Origin of the sequence: Methylobacterium sp. ap11 (assembly GCF_900110515.1) — a bacterium.
GTDB lineage: Bacteria > Pseudomonadota > Alphaproteobacteria > Rhizobiales > Beijerinckiaceae > Methylobacterium > Methylobacterium ajmalii.
On the sequence record NZ_FOEB01000011.1, the window covers coordinates 104,343 to 125,461 of the forward strand.

General features: G+C 72.5%; 16 protein-coding genes. 7 read left to right on the forward strand and 9 right to left on the reverse strand.

From position 1 onward, the window contains the following. The first annotated feature begins 155 nt into the window (after positions 1–155). The 5 genes from BMX97_RS33325 (at position 156) to BMX97_RS17600 (ending at position 5,351) form a co-directional block, all read left to right on the forward strand. Complete coding sequence (locus BMX97_RS33325; RefSeq protein WP_210187651.1) at positions 156–989, forward strand: enoyl-CoA hydratase family protein; 834 nt, start codon at positions 156–158, stop codon at positions 987–989. A gap of 194 nt (positions 990–1,183) precedes the next feature. Beyond that, positions 1,184–2,329, forward strand: a complete 1,146-nt coding sequence (locus BMX97_RS17585; protein WP_091752646.1) for an acyl-CoA dehydrogenase family protein — start codon at positions 1,184–1,186, stop codon at positions 2,327–2,329. A gap of 153 nt (positions 2,330–2,482) precedes the next feature. After that, entirely contained in the window at positions 2,483–4,069 is a 1,587-nt protein-coding gene (locus BMX97_RS17590; protein ID WP_244538498.1) for an AMP-binding protein, read from the forward strand. Beyond that, positions 4,066–4,509 carry a RidA family protein gene (locus BMX97_RS17595; protein ID WP_091752648.1) on the forward strand — a complete coding sequence of 148 codons (444 nt, stop codon included), beginning with the start codon at positions 4,066–4,068 and terminating at the stop codon, positions 4,507–4,509. The genes BMX97_RS17590 and BMX97_RS17595 overlap by 4 nt, the downstream gene beginning before the upstream one ends. Next, on the forward strand, positions 4,509–5,351 hold the full coding sequence (locus tag BMX97_RS17600; protein ID WP_143074642.1) for an alpha/beta hydrolase: 843 nt from the start codon (positions 4,509–4,511) through the stop codon (positions 5,349–5,351). Before BMX97_RS17595 ends, BMX97_RS17600 begins: the two co-directional genes overlap by 1 nt. 15 nt (positions 5,352–5,366) lie before the next feature. Here BMX97_RS17600 and BMX97_RS17605 read toward each other — a convergent pair whose 3' ends face one another. From BMX97_RS17605 to BMX97_RS17645, 9 genes are all read right to left on the reverse strand, one after another. Then, positions 5,367–6,581, reverse strand: a complete 1,215-nt coding sequence (locus BMX97_RS17605) for an MFS transporter (protein WP_244538487.1) — start codon at positions 6,579–6,581, stop codon at positions 5,367–5,369. 141 nt (positions 6,582–6,722) lie between these two features. Beyond that, positions 6,723–7,064 carry a hypothetical protein gene (locus tag BMX97_RS17610; protein ID WP_091752649.1) on the reverse strand — a complete coding sequence of 114 codons (342 nt, stop codon included), beginning with the start codon at positions 7,062–7,064 and terminating at the stop codon, positions 6,723–6,725. A 50-nt stretch (positions 7,065–7,114) separates the two neighbouring features. Then, on the reverse strand, positions 7,115–8,155 hold the full coding sequence (locus tag BMX97_RS17615; protein ID WP_091752650.1) for a CobW family GTP-binding protein: 1,041 nt from the start codon (positions 8,153–8,155) through the stop codon (positions 7,115–7,117). Next, on the reverse strand, positions 8,152–8,445 hold the full coding sequence (locus BMX97_RS17620; RefSeq protein WP_091752651.1) for a hypothetical protein: 294 nt from the start codon (positions 8,443–8,445) through the stop codon (positions 8,152–8,154). Before BMX97_RS17620 ends, BMX97_RS17615 begins: the two co-directional genes overlap by 4 nt. A gap of 4 nt (positions 8,446–8,449) precedes the next feature. Next, positions 8,450–9,349 carry a polysaccharide deacetylase family protein gene (locus tag BMX97_RS17625; RefSeq protein WP_091752652.1) on the reverse strand — a complete coding sequence of 300 codons (900 nt, stop codon included), beginning with the start codon at positions 9,347–9,349 and terminating at the stop codon, positions 8,450–8,452. A gap of 160 nt (positions 9,350–9,509) precedes the next feature. Continuing rightward, positions 9,510–10,638 (reverse strand): peptide chain release factor 2 gene (prfB, locus tag BMX97_RS17630; protein ID WP_143074643.1). Its coding sequence is split into 2 segments (ribosomal slippage): positions 9,510–10,568 and positions 10,570–10,638, totalling 1,128 coding nucleotides; the frame shifts between segments, so codons are not numbered across the junction. Between the two features lie 84 nt (positions 10,639–10,722). Further along, a complete protein-coding gene (locus BMX97_RS17635) occupies positions 10,723–11,121 on the reverse strand; it encodes a helix-turn-helix domain-containing protein (protein WP_091752654.1) in 399 nt (132 codons plus the stop codon). 190 nt (positions 11,122–11,311) lie between these two features. Continuing rightward, positions 11,312–13,741, reverse strand: a complete 2,430-nt coding sequence (locus BMX97_RS17640) for a penicillin-binding protein 1A (protein ID WP_091752655.1) — start codon at positions 13,739–13,741, stop codon at positions 11,312–11,314. A 203-nt stretch (positions 13,742–13,944) separates the two neighbouring features. Then, a complete protein-coding gene (locus BMX97_RS17645) occupies positions 13,945–15,171 on the reverse strand; it encodes an N-acetylmuramoyl-L-alanine amidase (RefSeq protein WP_244538499.1) in 1,227 nt (408 codons plus the stop codon). A gap of 926 nt (positions 15,172–16,097) precedes the next feature. On the opposite strand from BMX97_RS17645, the gene BMX97_RS17650 reads away from it, so the two are divergent. Then, complete coding sequence (locus BMX97_RS17650; RefSeq protein ID WP_091752657.1) at positions 16,098–19,379, forward strand: Rne/Rng family ribonuclease; 3,282 nt, start codon at positions 16,098–16,100, stop codon at positions 19,377–19,379. Positions 19,380–19,731: 352 nt separating this feature from the next. Then, positions 19,732–21,057: a methyl-accepting chemotaxis protein gene (locus BMX97_RS17655; RefSeq protein WP_091752658.1), complete on the forward strand. Its 1,326-nt coding sequence runs from the start codon at positions 19,732–19,734 to the stop codon at positions 21,055–21,057. The last annotated feature ends 62 nt before the right edge of the window (positions 21,058–21,119 follow it).

The window sequence follows — 21,119 nt, forward strand, 5'->3', positions numbered from 1 at the left end:
CCGAGATGGCCCGCGCCCATGCCGACTGGATCGCCGAGCTCGTCGGCGCCCTCGACCCCGCCGAGCAGGACGCCCTGTCCACCCAGCTCTCCGCCCTCAAGGCCTCGGTGCGGCCGGGCGGCACCAAATCAAAACCAAAACGTCAGGGAGGCACCATGAGGCGCCAGAACGCCATCGCGGCCCCGCTCGCCGGGTTCACGCCGCAGCATTTCGGCTTCGCGATCGAAGGCGGCATCGCGACCGTGACCTTGAACCGGCCGGAGAAGAAGAACCCGCTCACCTTCGAGAGCTACGCGGAACTGCGCGACACCTTCCGGGCCCTGCGCTTCGAGGAGAGCGTGACGGCCGTGGTGATCACGGGGGCCGGCGGCAACTTCTCCAGCGGCGGCGACGTGTTCGAGATCATCGAGCCGCTGACCGCCATGGGCGCCGCCGACCTCCACGCCTTCACGACCATGACCGGCGACCTCGTCAAGGAGATGCGGGCCTGCCCGCAGCCGGTCGTGGCCGCGGTCGAGGGCGTCTGCGCGGGCGCGGGCGCCATCATCGCCATGGCCTCCGACCTGCGGGTAGCGGGCACCGGCGCCAAGGTGGCGTTCCTGTTCAACAAGGTGGGGCTCGCCGGCTGCGACATGGGGGCCTGCGCGATCCTGCCCCGGATCATCGGCCAGGGCCGGGCCTCCGAGCTTCTCTATACCGGCCGCTTCATGAGCGCCGAGGAGGGCGAGCGCTGGGGCTTCTTCAACCGCCTGGTCCCGGCGGGCGAGGCCTTGAGCACGGCCCGCGAGACCGCCCGCGCGCTCACGCAAGGCCCGGCCTACGCCAACGGCCTGACCAAGCGGATGCTGCACATGGAATGGGCGATGGGAGTCGATGCCGCCATCGACGCAGAGGCGATGGCCCAGGCGCTCTGCATGAAGACCCAGGATTTCCGCCGCGCCTTCGAGGCCTTTGCGGGCAAGACCAAGCCGGTCTTCGAGGGGAACTGACCGATGGTCATCCGTATTCCGCTCTCTCCTACACACGACCTCATCCTGAGGTGTCAGTCCATCGGAGATGGACTGACCTCGAAGGAGGGCTCCAAGTATCTCGGAGACTTCTGGAGCCCTCCTTCGAGGCTCCTTTCAGTCGCACCTCAGGATGAGGTTGTGGGTGGGATGAACCAAGTGGGAAGGCCCTGACCATGCCCGACCGGACCTTCCTCGACTGGCCGTTCTTCGAGCCGCGCCACCGCGACCTCGCCGCGCAGGCCGACGACTGGGCCGCCCGCACGGTGCCGGCCCTCGTCGACCACCACGACGTCGACGGCTCGTGCCGGCGGCTCGTCGCGGCCCTCGGCGAGGCGGGGTTCCTGCGCTTCGCCGCGCCGGAGGACGGGGTGTTCGACGTGCGGGCCCTCTGCCTCCTGCGCGAGACCTTCGCCCGCCACGACGGCCTCGCCGATTTCGCCTTCGCCATGCAGGGCCTCGGCACCGGGGCGCTGACGCTGTCCGGCACGCCGGCCCAGCGCGATGCGGTGCTGCCCGGGGTGCGGGCGGGCCGCGGCATCGCCGCCTTCGCGCTCACCGAGCCCGAGGCCGGCTCCGACGTCGCCCAGATCGCGCTCTCGGTGCGGCCGGCCGACGACGGGACGGTCCGGCTCGATGGCGAGAAGACCTGGATCTCGAATGGCGGCATCGCCGATACGTACGTCGTCTTCGCCCGCAGCGGCGAGGCGCCGGGGGCGCGGGGCCTCTCGGCCTATCTCGTGCCGGCGGACACGCCCGGCCTGACGGTCGCCGAGCGCCTCGACACCATCGCGCCCCATCCGCTCGCGCGGCTGCGCTTCGAGAATTGCCGCGTGCCGGCGCAGAACCGCATCGGCGAGGCGGGCGCGGGCTTCAAGGTCGCGATGGCGACGCTCGACGTGTTCCGCTCCACCGTCGGCGCCGCGGCCCTGGGATTCGCCCGCCGCGCCCTCGATGCCTCCTTGCACCGCGCGCAGAACCGCACGCTGTTCGGGGCGCCGCTCGCCGCGATGCAGCTGACCCAGACCAGCCTCGCCGAGATGGCGACGGCGATCGATTCGGCGGCGCTCCACGTCTACCGCGCCGCCTGGACCCGGGATTCCGGGGCGCCCCGCATCACCCGCGAGGCCGCGATGGCCAAGATGGTGGCGACGGAAGCGGCGCAAGAGGTGATCGACCGGGCGGTGCAACTCCACGGCGGCGAGGGCGTCCGCTCCGGCTCGGTGCCGGAGACGCTCTACCGCGAGATCCGGGCGCTGCGGATCTACGAGGGCGCCACCGAGGTCCAGAAGCTCGTCATCGCCCGCCAGATTCTCGCCTGATAGGAGGTTCGTCCGATGGAGGCTGCCGTGCCGGAAACTCGTCCCATCGCGTATCCCGAAGCCGTCGCCGGGGACGCTCCTCGCCCGGGCGGCAGCCCGTGGGCCCGGCGCCCGGACACCTTCGTGCGGGACAACCTGCCCCCGCCGGACCGGATGCCGGACTTCGTCAACCTCGACCGGCTCGGCTATCCCGAGCACCTGAACGCCACGGTCGAGCTGGTGGACCGGCACGTCGCAGAGGGGCGCGGCGACCGGGTGGCCCTCGTCGGGCCGGACGTGACCTGGACCTATGCCGAGCTGGCGCGCCGGATCGACCGGATGGCGAACGTGCTGGTCGACCGGCTCGGCCTCGTCCCGGGCGGGCGGGTGCTGCTGCGCTCGGCCAACAACCCGACCAAGGTCGCGCTCTACCTCGCGATCATCAAGGCGGGCGGGATCGTGGTCGCGACGATGCCGCTCCTGCGCGCGCGTGAACTGACCCAGATCCTCGACAAGGCCCGGATCCCGCTCGCGCTCTGCGATGCCGGCCTGATCGACGAGATGGCGAAGGCCGTGGACGGGCGCGCCGAACCGGTGCGGGTCGTCACCTGGCGCGGCACCGCCGGGGGCGAGCTCGGCGACCTCCTCCGCGACGCCTCCGACCGGTTCGAGGCGCCCCTCACCCGGGCCGACGATCCATGCCTGCTCGGCTTCACCTCAGGCACCACCGGCCTGCCGAAGGCGACGATCCACTACCACCGCGACCTCCTGGTGATCTGCGACGCCTACGGCCGCGAGGTGCTGCGGGCGACGGAAGACGACGTGTTCATCGGCTCGCCGCCGCTCGCCTTCACCTTCGGCCTCGGCGGGCTGGTGCTGTTTCCCTTCCGGGTCGGCGCCCGGGCGGTGCTGCTCGAGAAGGCGGGCCCGGCCGACCTCGCGGCGGCCATCGCGCGCTACCGCGCGACGGTGCTGTTCACCGCGCCCACCGCCTACCGGGCGATGCTCGGCCTGATCGGCCAGCACGACCTGTCGAGCTTGCGAAAATGCGTCTCGGCCGGCGAGACCCTGCCGGCGCCGACCTGGCATGCCTGGCTGAAGGCGACCGGGATCAAGCTGATGGACGGCATCGGCGCGACCGAGATGCTGCACATCTTCATCGCCTCGCCGGAGGACGAGATCCGCCCCGGCGCGACGGGGCGGCCGGTGCCGGGCTACGAGGCCAGGGTGATCGATGCGGACGGCAAGCCGTGCCCGCCCGGAGTGCCGGGGCGGCTCGCGGTGCGCGGGCCGATCGGCTGCCGCTACCTCGCGGACGAGCGCCAAGTCGTCTACGTGCAGGACGGCTGGAACGTCACCGGCGACACCTACCTGCAGGACGCCGACGGCTATTTCTGGTTCCAGGCCCGCAACGACGACATGATCGTCTCGGCCGGCTACAACATCGCCGGCCCCGAGGTGGAGGCGAGCCTGCTCGCCCATCCGGCGGTGGCGGAGGTCGGCGTCGTCGCCGCGCCCTGCCCCGAGCGCGGCCGCATCGTCGCCGCCTATGTGGTGCTCAACCCCGGCTTCGACGGGACCGAGGCCCTGACCAAGGCGCTGCAGGAGCACGTGAAGACCGACCTCGCGCCCTACAAGTATCCGCGGGCGGTGCACTACGTGCCCGCCCTGCCCAAGACCGAATCCGGCAAGCTGCAACGCTTCGCCCTGCGTCGGCAGGCTGAGGCGGAGGCGGCGATCGTCCAGGGAGAGACCGCATGACCGCCAGCCCGATCCCGCTCCGCCCCGCGACGGAGGCGCCCGCGCTCACCACCCTCCAGCCGCCGGGCTGGAAGAAGCCGAAGGGCTACGCCAACGGCATGGCCGGGCGCGGCACCGTGGTGATGACCGGCGGGCTGATCGGCTGGGACGAGAACGAGGTCCTGGCCGAGGGCTTCCTCCCCCAGGTCGAGCAGATCCTGCGCAACATCCTCGCCGTCCTGGCCGAGGCCGGGGGCGGGCCGGAGCACGTCGCGCGGCTCACCTGGTACGTGCGCAGCGTCGACACCTATCGGGCCTCCCTGCCCGAGCTCGGGCCGGTCTATCGCCGGGTGATGGGCCGCCACTTCCCCGCCATGGCGCTCGTCGGCGTCGCCGACCTCGTCGAGCCGGGGGCGCTCGTCGAGATCGAGGCGACCGCGATCGTGCCGGACGCCGCGTGATGCAGCCGGTCTCCTGGACGACCGGTGGGACGCTCGGCGACATCGACCGCGCCTACGACAATCTCGGCGCCATCCCGGACGCCAAGACCTATCCGCCACGCTGGATCGCGGCGGCTGCGGCGTTCCGGGAAGGTCTCGTCGCGCAAGGGCGCGCCCGGCTCGGCCTGCCCTACGGGGCGGGCCCGCGCCAGGCCTACGACCTCTTCATGCCTGAGGGTACGCCCGCCGGCCTCGCGGTGTTCGTCCATGGCGGCTACTGGAAGGCCTTCGACCGCTCGGTCTGGTCCCACCTCGCCGCCGGGCCGCTCGCCCACGGGCTCGCCGTCGCGGTGCCGAGCTACACGCTCTGCCCCGAGGCCCGCATCGGCGCCATCACCGCCGAGATCGCCGCCTTCCTCGACCGGGCGAGCGCCGAGGTGGCGGGTCCGATCCGCCTCGCCGGGCATTCCGCCGGCGGGCACCTCGTCAGCCGGATGCTCTGCACCGACATCGCTCTCGCCTGCGCCGGGCGGATCGACCGGGTGGTGTCGATCAGCGGCGTCCACGACCTGCGCCCGCTCCTCGCCACGGCCATGAACGAGACCCTGCGCCTCGATCCCGGGGAGGCCCGGGCCGAGAGCCCGGCGCTCCGCGAGCCGCGCCCCGGCGCGCACCTGATCGCGGTGGCGGGAGGCGACGAACTGCCCGAATTCCTGCGCCAGAACCTGCTGCTGCCGACGATCTGGCACGGGCTCGGGGCGCGGACCGAGGCGTTCGAGATCCCGGGGCGCCACCACCTCGGCGTCGTCGAGGACCTGGCCGATCCGGCGAGCGCCCTGACGCGGGCGCTGGCGGGCGGCTGAGGCCGCCCGCTTCCTTCAGATCCGCACCGTCCGGTTGCGGGCGGCCAGCAGGCCGAAGCTCCCGGCCGAAAGGCACACGACGGCGTAGAGCGCCGCCGGCAGGCCCCAGCCACCGCTCCAGTCGTGGGCGATGCCGACCAGGAACGGGCCGAGCGCCGCCCCGCAATAGCCGACGCCCTGCGCCATGGCGGAGAGTTCGGCGGCGGCCCGGGGATCGCCGGCCCGCAGCACGATCAGCGTGAGGGCGAGGCCGAAGCAGCCGCCGAGGCCGAGGCCGAGCAGCAGCGCGAAGCCCCAGGCCAGCACCAGCGGGCCGACCAGCAGCCCGACGAAGCCGACGAGCGGCAGGCTGACGACCAGCACCACCCAGGGCCGCTGGTCGGGCCGGCGCGCCGCCAGCGTCGGCACCACGAGGGCGAGCACGCCTTGCGCCAGTGCCGAGACCGAGGCGACGAGGCCGGCTGCCACGATGTCGAGGCCCCGGTCGACCAGGGCCGCGGGCAGCCAGCCGAACACGATGTAGGCGAGCGAGGATTGCAGGCCCATGAAGGCGGTGACCTGCCAGGCCAGGGGATCGCGCCACAGCGCCCCGCTCGGCCGCGCCGCCGCCCCGGCGGGTTTGTCGCGGCCGCGCGCGAAGGGCAGCCAGGCCGCCGCGGCGACGAGGGCGGGGGCGGCCCACAGCATCAGGGCCCCCTCCCAACCGAGGCCGAGGGCATGGCGCGCCGGCACGGTGAAGCCCGCCCCGGCAGCGGCGCCGAGGCAGAGCAGCGCGGTGTAGAGCCCGGTCATCAGGCCGGCCCGGTCGGGAAAGTCGCGCTTGACGATGCCCGGCAGGATGACGCCGACGATCCCGATCGCCGCCGCGGCGATCACCGAGCCGAGGAAGAGCGACGGCAGGCCGCCGAGGCCGCGCACGCCGAGGCCGAGCGCCAGGACGAGGAGCGCGGCCAGCACGCCGGCATCCGGCCCGACGCGCCGCACCAGCACGGGCGCGAGACGGCCGAACACCCCGAGGCACAGGACCGGCACGGTGACGAGGGCCCCGGCGAGCGCACCCGAGAGGCCGGTCTCGGCGCGGATGCCCGGCAGGAGCGGGCCGATGCTCGACAGGGCGGGCCGCAGGTTGAAGGCCACCAGCATCAGCCCGAGGCCGATCAGGACCGGGTGGAACCCCGCCCTCCCCGGCCGCGCGGCAGCGATGTCCGGCTCCCGTTCGATGGTCCGCACCGGCCGTCCTCCCCTCGCGCGTGACGCGCGTTGAGAGGCGTCATACCGTCCCGGAGCAGGGCTGAGGACCGGCAAGTTTGCAACCCCGCACCGATGCGGGGGGCCGCGGGCGGGGACGCACCGGCGCAAGCCCGGTCCCGGTCACTCCGCCTTGGCGGGCGCGCGCGTGGCGGGCGCTCGCTTGGCGGCGGGCTTGCGGCGGGGCTTTGCCGCCGGTGCGGCGGCCTCCGGCTCGCGCGCCGGCTCCCTTGCCGGCTCCTTCTCCAGATCCTGCACCGGCTCGGGCGCCTTGGCCTCGCGGGTGATCATCTCCACCATGCTCTGGGGCAGGCGGACGAAGTGGCCGGTGCCGTGGCCGGACCGGTCGAGGATCTCGGCGAAGACCGGCTTGTGCGGCTCGTGCCCGGCCTCGCCCAGCGCGCAGGGGCGGCGCGGCAGGGCGCTCAGCTTCGCGGCGAGTTCCTTCGGCACCAGTGCGTTCACGCCTCACCCTCCCGACGGCCGGACAGAGCGGAGGTGTAGGACCCGCAGGGTTAACGATCGGCTGCCGCCGGCGCGGCGGCGGCGTGCGCCTCCGGGACGCCCGGCGAGGCGGCGGGAGGCTGCGCGCCGGTAAAGGCGGCGTAGGAGCGGCGCAGCAGGGCGCCGTCGAGGTCGTGTCCGATCAGCACCAGGCGGGTGCGGGCCCCGCCCTCGGGCCATTCGGCCAGGTGCCGGGGCGGATGGACGAGGTGCTGCACGCCCTGGATCACCACCGGCGTCGCGACGCCCTCGACCGCCACCAGCCCCTTGAGCCGCAGGATGCGGGAGCCGTGACGGTTGAGCAGCATGCCGAGCCAGAGGCCGAACCGGGTCCAGTCCACCGGCCCGCTCTCGATCGTCACCGCCCCGGCCGCGCCGTGGGGTTGCGACGGGATCTCGGCGCAGAGCCAGCGCCGGGCGCTCGCGGTCCCGGTCGGGTCGTCGGTGAGGAGGGCCGCTTCCGGCGCGTCGTCGAGGGTGAGGTCGGTGACCGGTGCGGGCGGGTTGAGGGCGGCGAGCCGCGCCCTGAGGGCGGCGACGACCGCGGGCGGGGCGAGGTCGGTCTTCGACAGAACCAGCCGGTCGGCGCAGGCCGCCTGCCGCACCGCCTCCTCGTGCGTGTCGAGGGTGCGGGCGCCGTTCACCGCGTCCACCACCGTGACGATGGCGGCGGTCGTGAAGGCGTGGCGCAGGACCGGGTCGGCCACCAGGGTGGCGACGGCCGGGCCCGGATCGGCGAGGCCCGTCGTCTCGATCACCACCCGGCGGAAGGGCGGCACCAGGCCGCACCGGCGCCGATCGTGCAGGTCGACGAGCGCCGCCTTCAGGTCGCCGCGGATGCTGCAGCAGACGCAGCCGCCGCGCAGGAGCGCCACCTCGCCCTCGAGCGGCTCGACCAGGAGGTGGTCGAGGCCGACCTCGCCGAACTCGTTGATCAGGACCGCGGTGTCGCGCAGGTCCGGCCAGCGCAGCAGGCGGGCGAGGAGCGCGGTCTTGCCGGCGCCGAGGAAGCCGGTGAGCAGGGTGACGGGTGTCGCTGGGGCGCGGGTCACCGCGCCTCCAGGGCGGCGATGATCGCGGGATCGAGGGGATCGCAGGGATGCCCGGCGAGGCGTTCGGCGGCCGGCCACAGGGCGCCGAGATGGTCGACCATCGCTGTCCGCCCGGTGCGGCCCGACAGCGTGTAGCGATCGGCCCAGGCCGCGAGGCGCAGGCCGTAGAGGCCGAGCACGCGGTTGGCGGCCTCCGCCCGGGCTCGCCGCCCGGCCTGGGCCGGGCCCGGGCGGGCCACCCCGTCGCTCCAGTGATCGGGCGCCCCGAAGGCGCCGCACAGGCCGCACATCGAATCAGGATTCCGGCCGCGCCTTGCCCTCGAACGGGAAGCGCTTCGCAAAGTCCTCTGCGATCGTCTCCATCGTCACGAAGCGCACGCCGTCATGGGCCTTGAAGTGCTGGAACAGCCGCTCGTGCATCTGCAGCACGTGCGGCTTGCCCGAGACGTCCGGGTGGATGGTGATCGGGAAGACGGCGTAGTCGTAGTTGGCGTAGACCCAGTCGAACTGGTCGCGCCACATCTGTTCGATGTCGCGCGGGTTGACGAAGCCGTGGCTGTTGGGCGCCGCCTTGACGAACATCATCGGCGGCAGGTCGTCGAGGGTCCAGGAGGCCGGGATCTCGATCAGCCGGGTCTCGGTGCCGTGCTCGAACGGGCGCATCCAGGTCGAGGGATGCTGCGAATAATCGATCTTGGTCCATTTCTCGTCCACCCGCACGTAGTAGGGGTGGTGGTCGTTGTGCATCAGCGAGTGGTCGTAGCGGATGCCCTTCTTCTGCAGGAGCTCGTTGGTCTTGGGGCCGAACTCCCACCACGGGGCGACGTAGCCGCGGGGCGGCTTGCCGGCGAGGTCGCTGATCAGCCCGACGCACTTGTCGAAGATCGCCTCCTCCTGCTCGGGGGTCATCGCGATCGGGTTCTCGTGGCTGTAGCCGTGCATCCCGATCTCGTGGCCCGCCGCCGCCACGGCCTTCATCTCCTCGGGAAACGTCTCGATCGAGTGGCCGGGGATGAACCAGGTCGTCTGGATGCCCCAGCGCGCGAACATCCGCAGGAGCCGGGGCGACCCGACCCTGCCGGCAAAGACCCCGCGGGAGATGTCGCAGGGGCTGTCCTCGCCGCCATACGATCCGAGCCAGCCCGCCACCGCGTCGACGTCGACGCCGTAGGACACGAAGATCTCTTTCGCCATGCGCGTCATCCCGCCTGCCCGGCGGGCATCTGACAACCGGGGGCGCGGCGCGGTCAAGCCGTAACAGGCCCGGCACCGGACCATGAAAAGGGCGCGGCCCCTCCCCCGGTCCGGGCGAAGCGCCGCGCCCTGATCTCAGTCTTGAGAGACGTGCGGGTCCTCAGTCGATATCCGCGACCGCCTCGGCGCCGCCGTAGACCCGGTGGGCGAGCGAGGCCTCGATCAGGTCGTCGATGTCGCCGTCGAGGACGTCGTCGGGGCTGGTCGACTGGGCGCCGGTGCGCAGGTCCTTCACCAGCTGGTAGGGCTGGAGCACGTAGGAGCGGATCTGGTGGCCCCAGCCGATATCGGTCTTCGAGGCGGCCTCGGCGTTGGCCTTCTCCTCGCGCTTCTTCAGCTCGAGCTCGTAGAGGCGGGCGCGCAACATGTTCCAGGCGGTGGCCCGGTTCTTGTGCTGCGAGCGCTCCTGCTGGCACGCCACCACGATCCCGGTCGGGTTGTGGGTGATGCGCACCGCCGAGTCGGTGGTGTTGACGTGCTGGCCGCCCGCGCCCGACGACCGGTAGGTGTCGATCCGGCAGTCCGATTCCTTGATCTCGATCGTGATCCGGTCGTCGATGACCGGGTAGACCCAGACGCTGGCGAAGCTGGTGTGCCGCCGGGCGTTGGAATCGTAGGGCGAGATCCGCACCAGGCGGTGGACGCCCGATTCGGTCTTCAGCCAGCCATAGGCGTTGTGGCCCTTGATCAGGAGCGTGGCGCCCTTGATCCCGGCCTCCTCGCCGTCGGACCACTCGACGATCTCGACCTTGTACTTCCGGCGCTCGGCCCAGCGGGAATACATGCGCTGGAGCATGTTGGCCCAGTCCTGGCTCTCGGTGCCGCCGGCGCCGGCATGGACCTCGACGTAGGTGTCGTTGCCGTCGGCCTCGCCGGAGAGCAGGGTCTCGATCTGGCGGCGGGCCGCCTCGACCTGCACGGCGCGGATCTGCTCCTCGCCCTCGCGGATGGTGGCGGCATCGCCCTCCATCTCGCCGAGCTCGATCAGCGTGGCGCCGTCCTCCAGCCCCTGCTCGAGGCGGCGGATCGCGGTCGCGGCGTCATCGAGCTGCGTGCGCTCGCGCATCACCTTCTGGGCCTCCTCCGGATCGTTCCAGAGCGAGGGGTCCTCGGAGCGGGCGTTCAGCTCCGCGAGGCGCTTGTCAACGGTATCCCAGTCAAAGATGCCTCCTCAGCAGTCCGATCGACTGCTTGGCGGCATCCGAGAGTTGCTCGATCTCGGCGCGCATCTGGTGTGGGTTCACTCGCGTGAGGTTGGGGTGCTGGGTGATAGCGCCGGGGGGCGCGGGTGTAAACGGCGGGAGGGGATCGCGTCAGCCGAGCTCTCGGCCGACCGGAGGCCCGTCGAGCGCGCCGGCGATATCCGGGTTGATCTCGGGCAGGTGGTCGGCACCGACGAGAAGCTCGGCGATCGGGATGCGGCGCGGCTTGTCTGGAGCCGGATCGGCGAGATCAACGGTGAGACGCAAGCCGAGAGCTTTCGTCACCGAGAGCGCAGTCGCGAGAGGCAGATCGTCGAGGTCGAGGTCGCAGAGCGGCAGGCTGGCCGCTTCGACGGTTCGGTTCTGGTGCACGGCACGAACCGCCACGCGGAGAGCCGACGCCACGTGGGATGCGGCTCCGGCCTCGAAGGCATCGGACAGGAACACTGCGATGGCCTCGGTCGAACTCAGCGAGGCAGCGGGATCGAAGTCCGAGATCTGTTCGGTCATCAGCGAGCCTCACAGAGGGATACTGGGCGGTCCGAGGAAAAGAACAGCGCGGGTTTTCCCCTCTCCCCGCGGGCGGGGAGAGGAGGAATCCCGCACCTCTTCTTTCCCGGACAGGGCTCGTCGCGACGTGCCGAAGCGCTCTTACGCGAAGGGCGAGGCACCCGCCGGCGCCCCGCCCTCCCTGTCGCCGTCAGTACAGCCCGCCCGCCTGGGCCGCCCGGTCCGCGTCCGCGGGCACCGCCGCCGGCGCCGCCGGCTGGGCGCTTGCCGGGGCCGAGTAGCTGTCGGGCGGGGCGGTGCCGGGCTTGAAGGCTTCGAGCAGCCCCCCCTCCGAGCCGCCGGCGCGGGTGCCGCTGGCGGCGTTGACGCGGATCAGCTTGATGCCCGGGGGCACGCGGAACGGCGTCGGCGGCTTGTCCTTGAGGGCGGCCTTCAGGAAGTCGCGGGCGATCGGGGCGGCGAGCCCGCCGCCGGTGGCGCTGTCGCCGAGCGAGCGGGGCTTGTCGTAGCCGATATAGATGCCGACCGCGAGATCCGGCGAGAAGCCGACGAACCAGGCGTCCTTGGAGTCGTTGGTGGTGCCGGTCTTGCCGGCGAGCGGCTTGCCGATCTCCTTCAGGATCGTGGCGGTGCCGCGCTGGACCACGCCCTCCATGATCGAGACGATCTGGTAGGCGGTGAGCGGGTCGAGCACCTGCTCGGACTCGTCGACCAGCTTCGGCTCGTCCTGGCCCGACCACTTGTCAGCGTCGCAGCCGATGCACTTGCGGGTGTCGTGGCGGTAGATGGTCTCGCCGTTGCGGTCCTGGATCCGGTCGATCAGCGTCGGGCGGATGCGCCGGCCGCCGTTGTCGAGCATCGAGTAGGCGGTGACCATCCGCATCACGGTGGTCTCGCCGGCACCAAGCGACATCGGCAGGACGGGCAGCATGTCGTCGTAGACGCCGAAGCGGCGGGCGTACTCGGCGATCAGCGGCATGCCGACGTCCTTAGCGAGCCGCACCGTCATCAGGTTCTTCGAGTGCTCGATGCCGTAGCGCAGGGTGTGGGGGCCGCCGCCGGCCTTGCCGCCGTAGTTCGTCGGGGTCCAGGCCTCCTGGCCGGGGCCCGCCTCGATGGTGATCGGCGTGTCGAGGACCATCGAGGACGGGGTGTAGCCGTTGTCGAGGGCCGCCGAGTAGACGATCGGCTTGAACGACGAGCCGGGCTGGCGCATCGCCTGGGTGGCGCGGTTGAACTCGCTCTCGTCGTAGGAGAAGCCGCCGACCATCGCGTGGACGCGGCCCGTGTACGGGTCCATCGCCACGATCGCGCCGGAGACCTCCGGGATCTGGCGCAGGCGGTAGGTGTTGCCGGCCCCCTCCATGCGCTCGACATAGACGACGTCGCCGGAATTGAGCGCCGCCGCGACGCTGCGGCCGGTCCAGCGCACGCCCTCGGCCGAGATGATCCCGGTCTCGCGGTCCTTCGAGACCTGGCCGGAGCTCTCGCGCTTGGGCTGCAGGCCGATCGTGGCGCGGCCGCCCGACGTGTCGAGCACCACGGCCAGGCGCCAGGGCTGCACGTCGCCGAGCGCCGGGACCTCGGCCACCGCCATGCCCCAGTCGCGGCCGGCGAGCTCGACGCGGCTCTTCGGGCCGCGCCAGCCGCGGGCCTGGTCGTAGCGGACGAGGCCGTCGACCAGCGCCTTGCGGGCCATCGCCTGCATCTTCGGGTCGAGGGTGGTGCGCACCGACAGGCCGCCCTCGTAGAGCTTCTTCTCGCCGTAGCGCTCGGAGATCTCGCGGCGGACCTCCTCGGCGAAGTAGTTCGCGTTGGCGGTGTTGGGCGAGACGGTGCGCGGGTTGACGCCGAGCGGCTGCTTGCGCTCGGACTCGGCCTCCTCCTTGGTGATGTACCCGTTCTGGGCCATCAGGCCGATGATCTCGTTGCGGCGCGCCAGCGCCTGCTGGGTGCGGCGGTAGGGATGGTAGTTGTTCGGGCCCTTGGGCAGCGCCGCGAGATAGGCCGCCTCGTGGATCGTCAGCTCGTGCACCGACTTGCCGAAATAGTCGAGGGCGGCGGCCGCGATGCCGTGCAGGTTGCGGCCCGGCACGATCGTGCCGAGGAAGATCTCGTTGAGGTAGAGCTCGAGGATCTTGTCCTTCGAGTAGGTCGATTCGATGCGCAGCGCGATCAGCGCCTCGCGGACCTTGCGGTCGAGGGTCTGCTCGGAGGAGAGCAGGAAGTTCTTGGCGACCTGCTGGGTGATGGTCGAGGCGCCCTGCTTCTTGCCGCTGGACGCGTTGGTGACGATCGCCCGGACGATGCCCTCGGGGTCGATGCCGCCGTGCTTGTAGAAGTTCTTGTCCTCGGCCGACAGGAAGGCCGCGACGACGATCTTCGGCATCGCCTGGATCGGCAGGTAGAGCCGGCGCTCGCGGGCATACTCGGCGAGCAGGCTGCCGTCGGCCGCGTGGACGCGGGTCATCACCGGCGGCTCGTAATTGGCGAGCGCGGCGTGGTCCGGCAGGTCGCGCGAGTACTTCCAGTAGAAGTAGCCGCCCGCGGCCGCGCCGACGACGAAGAGCATCGCTGCGATGCTGAACAGGAAGCCGAAGAAGCGGAGGATGAAGCGCATCGAAACCCGATCCGTCGATGATGCCGCGGCGGCCCTCTGGCCGATCGAAAGCCCGAGGCCCGCAGCGGACGGCCACGCCTCGGCGCGGCTCCCCACCGGAACGCTACCCGCCATGACGACGCGCAGCCGCTCCCGCGATTAGCGGAGGACGGGCGCGAAAGCCAGGACAGCGAGGGGCCGACGGAGCCCTATCGACACGGGATCTATGGTGAAACTGGGGCGGGTGCGTGCTCGGCGGCCCGGCCGAGGCGCAAGCCGTCGCCGTTGAGCGCGGTCATCGCCTGGCCGGCGGGCGGGAGGCGGCCGGCGAAGAACCGCTCGATCGCCCCGGCCATCTGCGCCGTGACCCTGGTGCGCCACTCGTCGGAGAGCAGCAGATCGAGGTCGCGCTTGCTCGACAGGTAGCCGAGTTCGACCAGCACCGAGGGCACGTCGGGCGAGCGCAGCACCCGGAACCCCGCCTCGCGGTGAGGCTTCACGCTCATCTCCATCACGCCGGAGAGGTTGGTGAGCAACCCTTGCGCGAACCGTGCCGAGAATCCGCGGGTCTCGCGCAGGGTGAGCTCCTGCAGGATCGTCGCGACGTCGCCCGGTCCCTCGCCCTGGTCGGCGCCGGCGGCGGCGTCGGCCTTGTTCTCGCGGTCGGCCAGCCGCGCCGATTCGGCGTCGGTCGCCTTCTCGGAGCCGGTGTAGATCGTGGCGCCGCGCACCTGCGGGGCGGCCGAGATCGAATCGGCGTGGATCGACACGAACAGGTCGGCGCGGGCGTCGCGGGCGATGCGCACCCGCTCGGCGAGCGGCACGAACACGTCGCGGTCGCGGGTCATCTGGACCCGGATGCGGCCGCCGGCCTCGAGGCGCTGGACCAGCCCCTGGGCGACCCCGAACACGATGTCCTTCTCGTAGACGCCGTTGCCCGCGATGGCGCCCGGATCGATGCCGCCATGGCCGGCATCGACGATGACGAGGGGCCGCGAATCGACCGGATCGCGGGTCGCCGGGCCCTCGGCGCGGGCGGGCGCGGCCGGCTGGGCGGCGCGCCGGAACGCCTCGCGGTCGCTGCGGGCGAGATCGATGGTGAGCAGCGTCGCCCCGTCCCGCGGCCGGGTCGTGGTCGCGACCCGCGCCACGGTCGCGGCCTGGGCGAGGTCGATGACGATGCGCGAGCGCCCGGGGGCGAACAGGCCGTAGCGGTAGGAGGCGACGAGGCCGTCGCGCTTGCGGCCCGCCTCGGAAGGCAGCTGGAAGTTGACCTCCGGCAGGTCGACGATCGCCCGGTCGGGCCGTTCCATCACGAAGGCCCGGGCCTCGACCGGCCGGGACAGCACCACGGTCAGGCGGGTGCCCTCCGGGACCGCCGAGATCTCGGCGCCGATCGCCACCGCGGGCCGGTCGGCGGGTGCGCGCTCGGCGGCCGGACCCTCGGGCATCTGGCGATCGACGGCCGGACGCTCGGGCGCGGCGAGGCCGGGCAGCGGCGCGAGGAGGCCCAGCGCCACGAGGGCGGCGCGGAGCGGCAGGCGGATCGGACGTGCGCGTGTCGGCATGGTCTCGCGGCGACTTCTGGCGGCATCCCGGTTACGCGATAACCGCGCCATGGTTAACGCTTCGCAAAGCCGATCGGATCGCCCGCCCGGCCCCTGTGGCCGGGCGGGTACAGGGAGGGACGCCCGGGCCGGCGGGAGCCCACTCAAGGGGCCGGCAGGGGACCGGCGCCGCTCGGGCCGGACAAGCGCGCGAACATGCTTGCAAATTCGCCGCGACACTCTGTAATGGTATGGACCCTTGCCCGATGCCGCCGGCTCTTCCGCCGCGGCCCGCGGGCCCGCCCGGACGCTCTCGCAGCGGCTTCGGCGTTGGCCGGCCGCCGGCAGATCGTCCGACGATCAGCGTGCCGGGCAGGAGTCGCGTGATCCGCGGCGGCGTTCCCGAACGTCGTCGCCCGTTTTCCAACGGCCGCGGGGCCTTCCAGGCCCGCGCGCCCTGATTCGAAAGGTCGGTGGGAGTATGCGTGGACGCACAGCCTCGGATTACGAAGCTGCCGTCCCCGGCGCACGCGCTCCGCGTCGCGCCCGTCCGCGCCCCCTGCCCCCGGCCATCGTCAACCCCTCGCGCGCGTGGATGCGCGCAGCGGCGATTGACGGCATCCCCCGCACGACATCATCCGCCGGGCCCGGAAGGGCACGGCACGGGAGAGCCCTCCCGGCGCAGGTTTGCGCGCCCGGGGCGGCACCGGACTACGGAGGCTCGTCCTCCCGCGCACGGCCAGGATCCCTGAGGTCACCCGCCTCAGGGTCCGTTCCCGGATGCCCCCGTCCAGCGGCGCTGCCGTCGGTCGCCATGCCGAAAGTTCGTCATGGCCAACAAGATGCTCATCGATGCCGCCCACCCGGAAGAGACCCGGGTGGTGACGGTCAAGGGTTCCAAGGTCGAGGAATTCGACTTCGAGTCCGCTAGCCGCCGCCAGCTGCGCGGCAACATCTATCTCGCCAAGGTCACGCGGGTCGAGCCGTCGCTGCAGGCCGCCTTCGTCGAGTACGGGGGCAACCGCCACGGCTTCCTCGCGTTCAGCGAGATCCACCCCGACTACTACCAGATCCCGATCGCCGACCGGATGGCGCTCCTCGAGGAGGAGGCGCGGGCCGAGCGCGAGCACGAGGAGCGCCCCGAGCGCCAGGAGCGCGGTGAGCGCAGCGAGCGCTCGGAGCGTGGCGAGCGCCAGGAGCGCGGCGACCAGCCCCGCCGCCGGCGCCGCCGCGGCCGCCGGGCCGAGGCCTCGTCGCGCCCGTCCGACGCCGTGGTGAGCGCCCCGGCGGAGGGTCTGCACGAGGCCGGTCAGGAGACCGGTGTCGAGACGAGCGCTGTCGAGACGACCGGCTGGCAGGACACGCACCCGCGCGAGACGCTCGCCCAGGAAACCTTCAGCGAAGGGACCTCCAGCGAAGAGACCTCCAGCGAAGGGACGCCCGGCCAGCCCGAGAGCGGCGAGCATCCGGCGCAGGCCGCCCACGAGGCTCCGGCCGAGGCGCAGGCCGGCGACGCCGTCGCGCAGGACAACCTGATCCCGGAGACCCAGGCTCAGGACGGCCAGGCTCACGAGAGCCCGGCCCAGGAGACCTCTGCCCAGGCGACTTCTGCCGAGCATCACCCCGTCGAGGCCGCCCCGTTGCAGGGCGAGGCCGGCGCCGAGACCCCGGCGGCGATCGCCGCCGCCGTGTCGGCGGAGCCCGCCCCCGTCGCGGACGCGACCGAGGCCGCTCCCGCCGCGTCCGAGCCCGTCGAGGCCACGGTTCAGGCCGACACCGCCGGCGAGAGCGACGACGCGGGCGTCCTGCCCCAGCCCGTCGCCGCTTCGCAGCCGGTCGAGGCGCCGCAGGCCGACGAGGACGAGTCCGACGACGAGGACGACGACCACGAGGATGACGAGGACGAGGACGAGGACGACGGGGAGGACGACGAGGACGAGGACGAGGACGACGACCACGAGGAGGCCATCGTCGAGCAGGTCGGCGGCCGCGGCGACGCGCTGGCCGAGATCCCGGAGCGTCCCCGCACCCCGCGCCGGCACTACAAGATCCAGGAGGTGATCAAGCGCCGGCAGGTCATCCTGGTCCAGGTCGTCAAGGAGGAGCGCGGCACCAAGGGCGCGGCGCTCACCACCTACCTGTCGCTGGCCGGCCGCTACTCGGTGCTGATGCCGAACACCGGCCGGGGCGGCGGCATCTCGCGCAAGATCACCAGCGCGGCCGACCGCAAGCGCCTGAAGGAGATCGCCACCGACCTCGAGGTGCCCGAGGGGATGGGCGTCATCCTGCGCACGGCGGGCGCCTCGCGCACCAAGCCGGAGATCAAGCGCGACTTCGAGTACCTGATGCGGCTGTGGGAGAGCGTGCGCGAGCTCACCCTGTCCTCGGCCGCGCCGGCGCTGGTCTACGAGGAGGGCTCGCTGATCAAGCGCGCCATCCGCGACCTCTACAACAAGGACATCGACGAGGTTCTGGTCGCGGGCGAGGACGCCTACCGCGAGGCCAAGGACTTCATGCGGATGCTGATGCCGACGCAGTCGAAGGTGGTGAAGCCCTACCGCGACCCGACGCCGGTCTTCGCCCGCTTCGGGGTCGAGCAGCAGCTCGACGCGATGTTCTCCAACCACGTCTCCCTGCGCTCGGGCGGCTACCTCGTCATCAACCCGACCGAGGCCCTGGTCTCGATCGACGTGAACTCGGGGCGCGCCACCCGCGAGCACGACATCGAGGACACCGCCTACAAGACGAACCTGGAGGCCGCCGAGGAGGTGGCGCGCCAGCTGCGCCTGCGCGACCTCGCCGGCCTGATCGTCATCGACTTCATCGACATGGAGGAGAAGCGGAACAACCGCTCCGTCGAGAAGAAGCTGAACGAGTGCCTGAAGAACGACCGCGCCCGCATCCAGGTCGGCCGGATCTCGCCCTTCGGCCTGCTCGAGATGTCGCGCCAGCGCATCCGCACCGGCGTGCTCGAATCCTCGTCGGTGCCCTGCCCGCATTGCGGCGGCTCGGGCTTCGTGCGGGCGACCGCCTCGGTGGCGCTCCTGATCCTGCGGGCGATCGAGGAGGCGCTGATCAAGTCGAGCACCCACAACCTCGTGCTGCGCACCCGCAGCGAGGTGGCGCTCTACATCCTCAACCAGAAGCGCGCCCACCTGCACGAGCTCGAGATGCGCTTCGGCGTCGCGATCATCATCGCGGCCGACGACAGGCTGGCCGCGACTTCGGCCTTCCACCTCGATCGCGGCGACCCGGCCCAGCGGGTCGAGCCCCGGACCGTGACCAGCATCCGGGCCGAGGCGGTTCTGCCGCCGCCGCTGGAAGAGGATGACGAGGACGAGGAGATCGTCGAGGAGGCCGAGGAGGTCGAGGAGACCGCCGAGGCCGAGGGCGACGCCGAGCCGGAGTCCGACGAGGAGGCCGGCGACGGCGCGCCGCGGGGCGAGGACGAGGGCGGGGGCAAGCGCCGTCGCCGTCGTCGCCGCCGGCGGGGCCGGGGCGAGCGCTCCGGGTCCGAGGACGGCGAGGCCGAGGGTCACGAGGACGAGGGCGACGAGGCCGGCGAGGCGCCGCGCGAGCAGGCCGCCGAGGGCGAGGCGGTGTCGATCCCGATCACCCAGGACGGTGCGGCGGCTCCCCGCGACGAGCGCGAGAGCCGTGAGGACGCCCTGAGCCGGCGCCGCCGGCGCGGGCGCCGCGGCGGCCGCGGCCGCGACCGCTTCGAGGAGACCGGCGGCACGATCGGCGACGAGGTCGTCGCCGGCGCCGAGCCCGGGGAGGCCGGGGGTAGCCTGGTGCAGGACGCCCTGGCGGAGGAGATCGTCGCCCTCGACGAGATCTCCGGCTCGGCGCCCGAGGCGATCGGCCATCCGGTGGCGACGCCGGACCTCCCGGCCGTCGAGCGCGAGGCCCTGGCCGCCGAGGCGATCGAGGCTCCGCTCGGCGAGGCCGAGCCCGCCCGCGCGGCGGAGCCGGCACCGGCCGAGCCGGCGCCCGCCCCCGAGCCGGAGCCCGAGCCGGTGGCCGTCGTGCTCACCCCCCCGTCGGATCCGGACCGCCCGAAGCGGGCCGGCTGGTGGTCCCGCACCAAGGCGGCGATCGGCGGCGAGTGACCGCCGCGGGACGGGTGCAAAGGCCCGTCCCCACCGGGACGCCACGACGAAGCATGCGGGCCGCGCTCCGAGAGGAGCGCGGCCCTTTCCGTTGCGGCGGTGCATCATAGGGCGTACGGCCTAGGACGGATGACCGAACAGCGCGGCATTTTATACATTATCGCGACATTGCCGATCTGCTGTCGCGCGGCGGAAGGATAGTGTCGGGGAGTTCGGTGCGGGCCGGAACCATGAGGGGGATCTAAGACGACGATGCGTCATTTCACACGCTAGACCAGGGTTCAGGCCGGCCGTTAACGGAAACGATACGGGGATCGGGAGAAATCGGGCCATATCACCCTGGATCCTCGCCATGTTCCGCTCCCGCCACGCCCCTGCGCCCGTTCCCGTCGAGACCCCGGAGATGGTCGAGGAGCGCCTCGCCGGTCTCGTCGAGCGGGCCGGCGCCAGCGGGTCCGACCTGGGCTCCGGGCGCCTCGCCCGGTCCCTCGGTCAGCTCGTCGGGCGCCTGCAGGTGGCCGCCGCCGCGGATCTCGGCAGCACCGCCCGCGTCGCCGCCGAGGCCTCCGAGGCCGCGACGGTGCTGGGCTGGATGACGCACGACGCCAGCGAGATCGCCGGCCAGACCCGCGCGATGGCGGCGGCGGTCGAGGAGGTCGCGGCCTCCACCCGCGAGCTCGCGGGCCGCTCGCAGGCCAGCGCCGAGGTCGCCGAGCGGGCGAGCGGCGGCATCGCGTCCTGCGCGGCGGACATGCGCGAGGCCAGCAGCACGATGGCGGCGATCGAGACCCATGCCGGGCAGATCGAGCAGCGCCTGACCGGCTTCGAGAGCGCGGCGCTTCAGATCCAGGAGATGGCCGGCACGATCGAGGCGATCTCGAGCCAGACCAACCTGCTGGCGCTCAATGCCACCATCGAGGCGGCGCGCGCCGGCGAGGCGGGCCGCGGCTTCGCCGTGGTGGCGGCGGAGGTCAAGCAGCTCTCCGGCCAGACCGCCCGGGCGACCGAGCAGATCCGCGGCCGCCTGGCGGTGCTGCTGCAGGAGCTGGCAGCGATCCAGGCCGCGGTGGCGGAGAGCCGCCACGCCGTGGCGAGCGGCACCGCCGCGGTGGCCCGGGTCGAGGCCCGGGTGGTGCAGGAGGGCGACGCGGTCGCCCGCTCGGCGGAGGGGATCCGGGCCCTGGCCGAGGTGCTGGGCCAGCAGGATGCCGCCACGGCCGAGATCTCGTCGGGCGTGCAGCAGGTCGCCGGCAAGGCCCAGAAGACGAGCGACGAGATCAAGAGCCTGATGGCGATCCTGGTGCGGGCCGAGACCAAGGCCCAGGAGGTCCTCGACGCCGGCGCCACGCGCGACCTGCCGGGCTACCGCCTGCTGCGCCTGCCCGCCGACATGGGGATGTGGAAGCGCCGCCTCGCGGCGGCCCTAGTCGGGCTCGGCCAGGCCTCCGCGGCGGTGCCGGCCTTCGCCACCAGCGACGCCGCCGAATTCGGCCTCGACGCCTCGCACCCGGCCACGCCCCAGATCGTCGCGGCCTGCACCGAGGCACGCCGCCACGCCGCCACCATGATCGAGGCCCTGGGCGTCGGGGCCTGGGACAAGGCGATCCCGGCCTTCCAGGCCTTCGAGGCCGCCGCCAAGACGCTGGTGACCACCGCCGAGAGCGCGACGCGCCACTGAAGCACGGGGCCCCGGAGCAGGTTCGCCACCGGGCGAAATTTCGGCGATCCTCGTCGGATCCG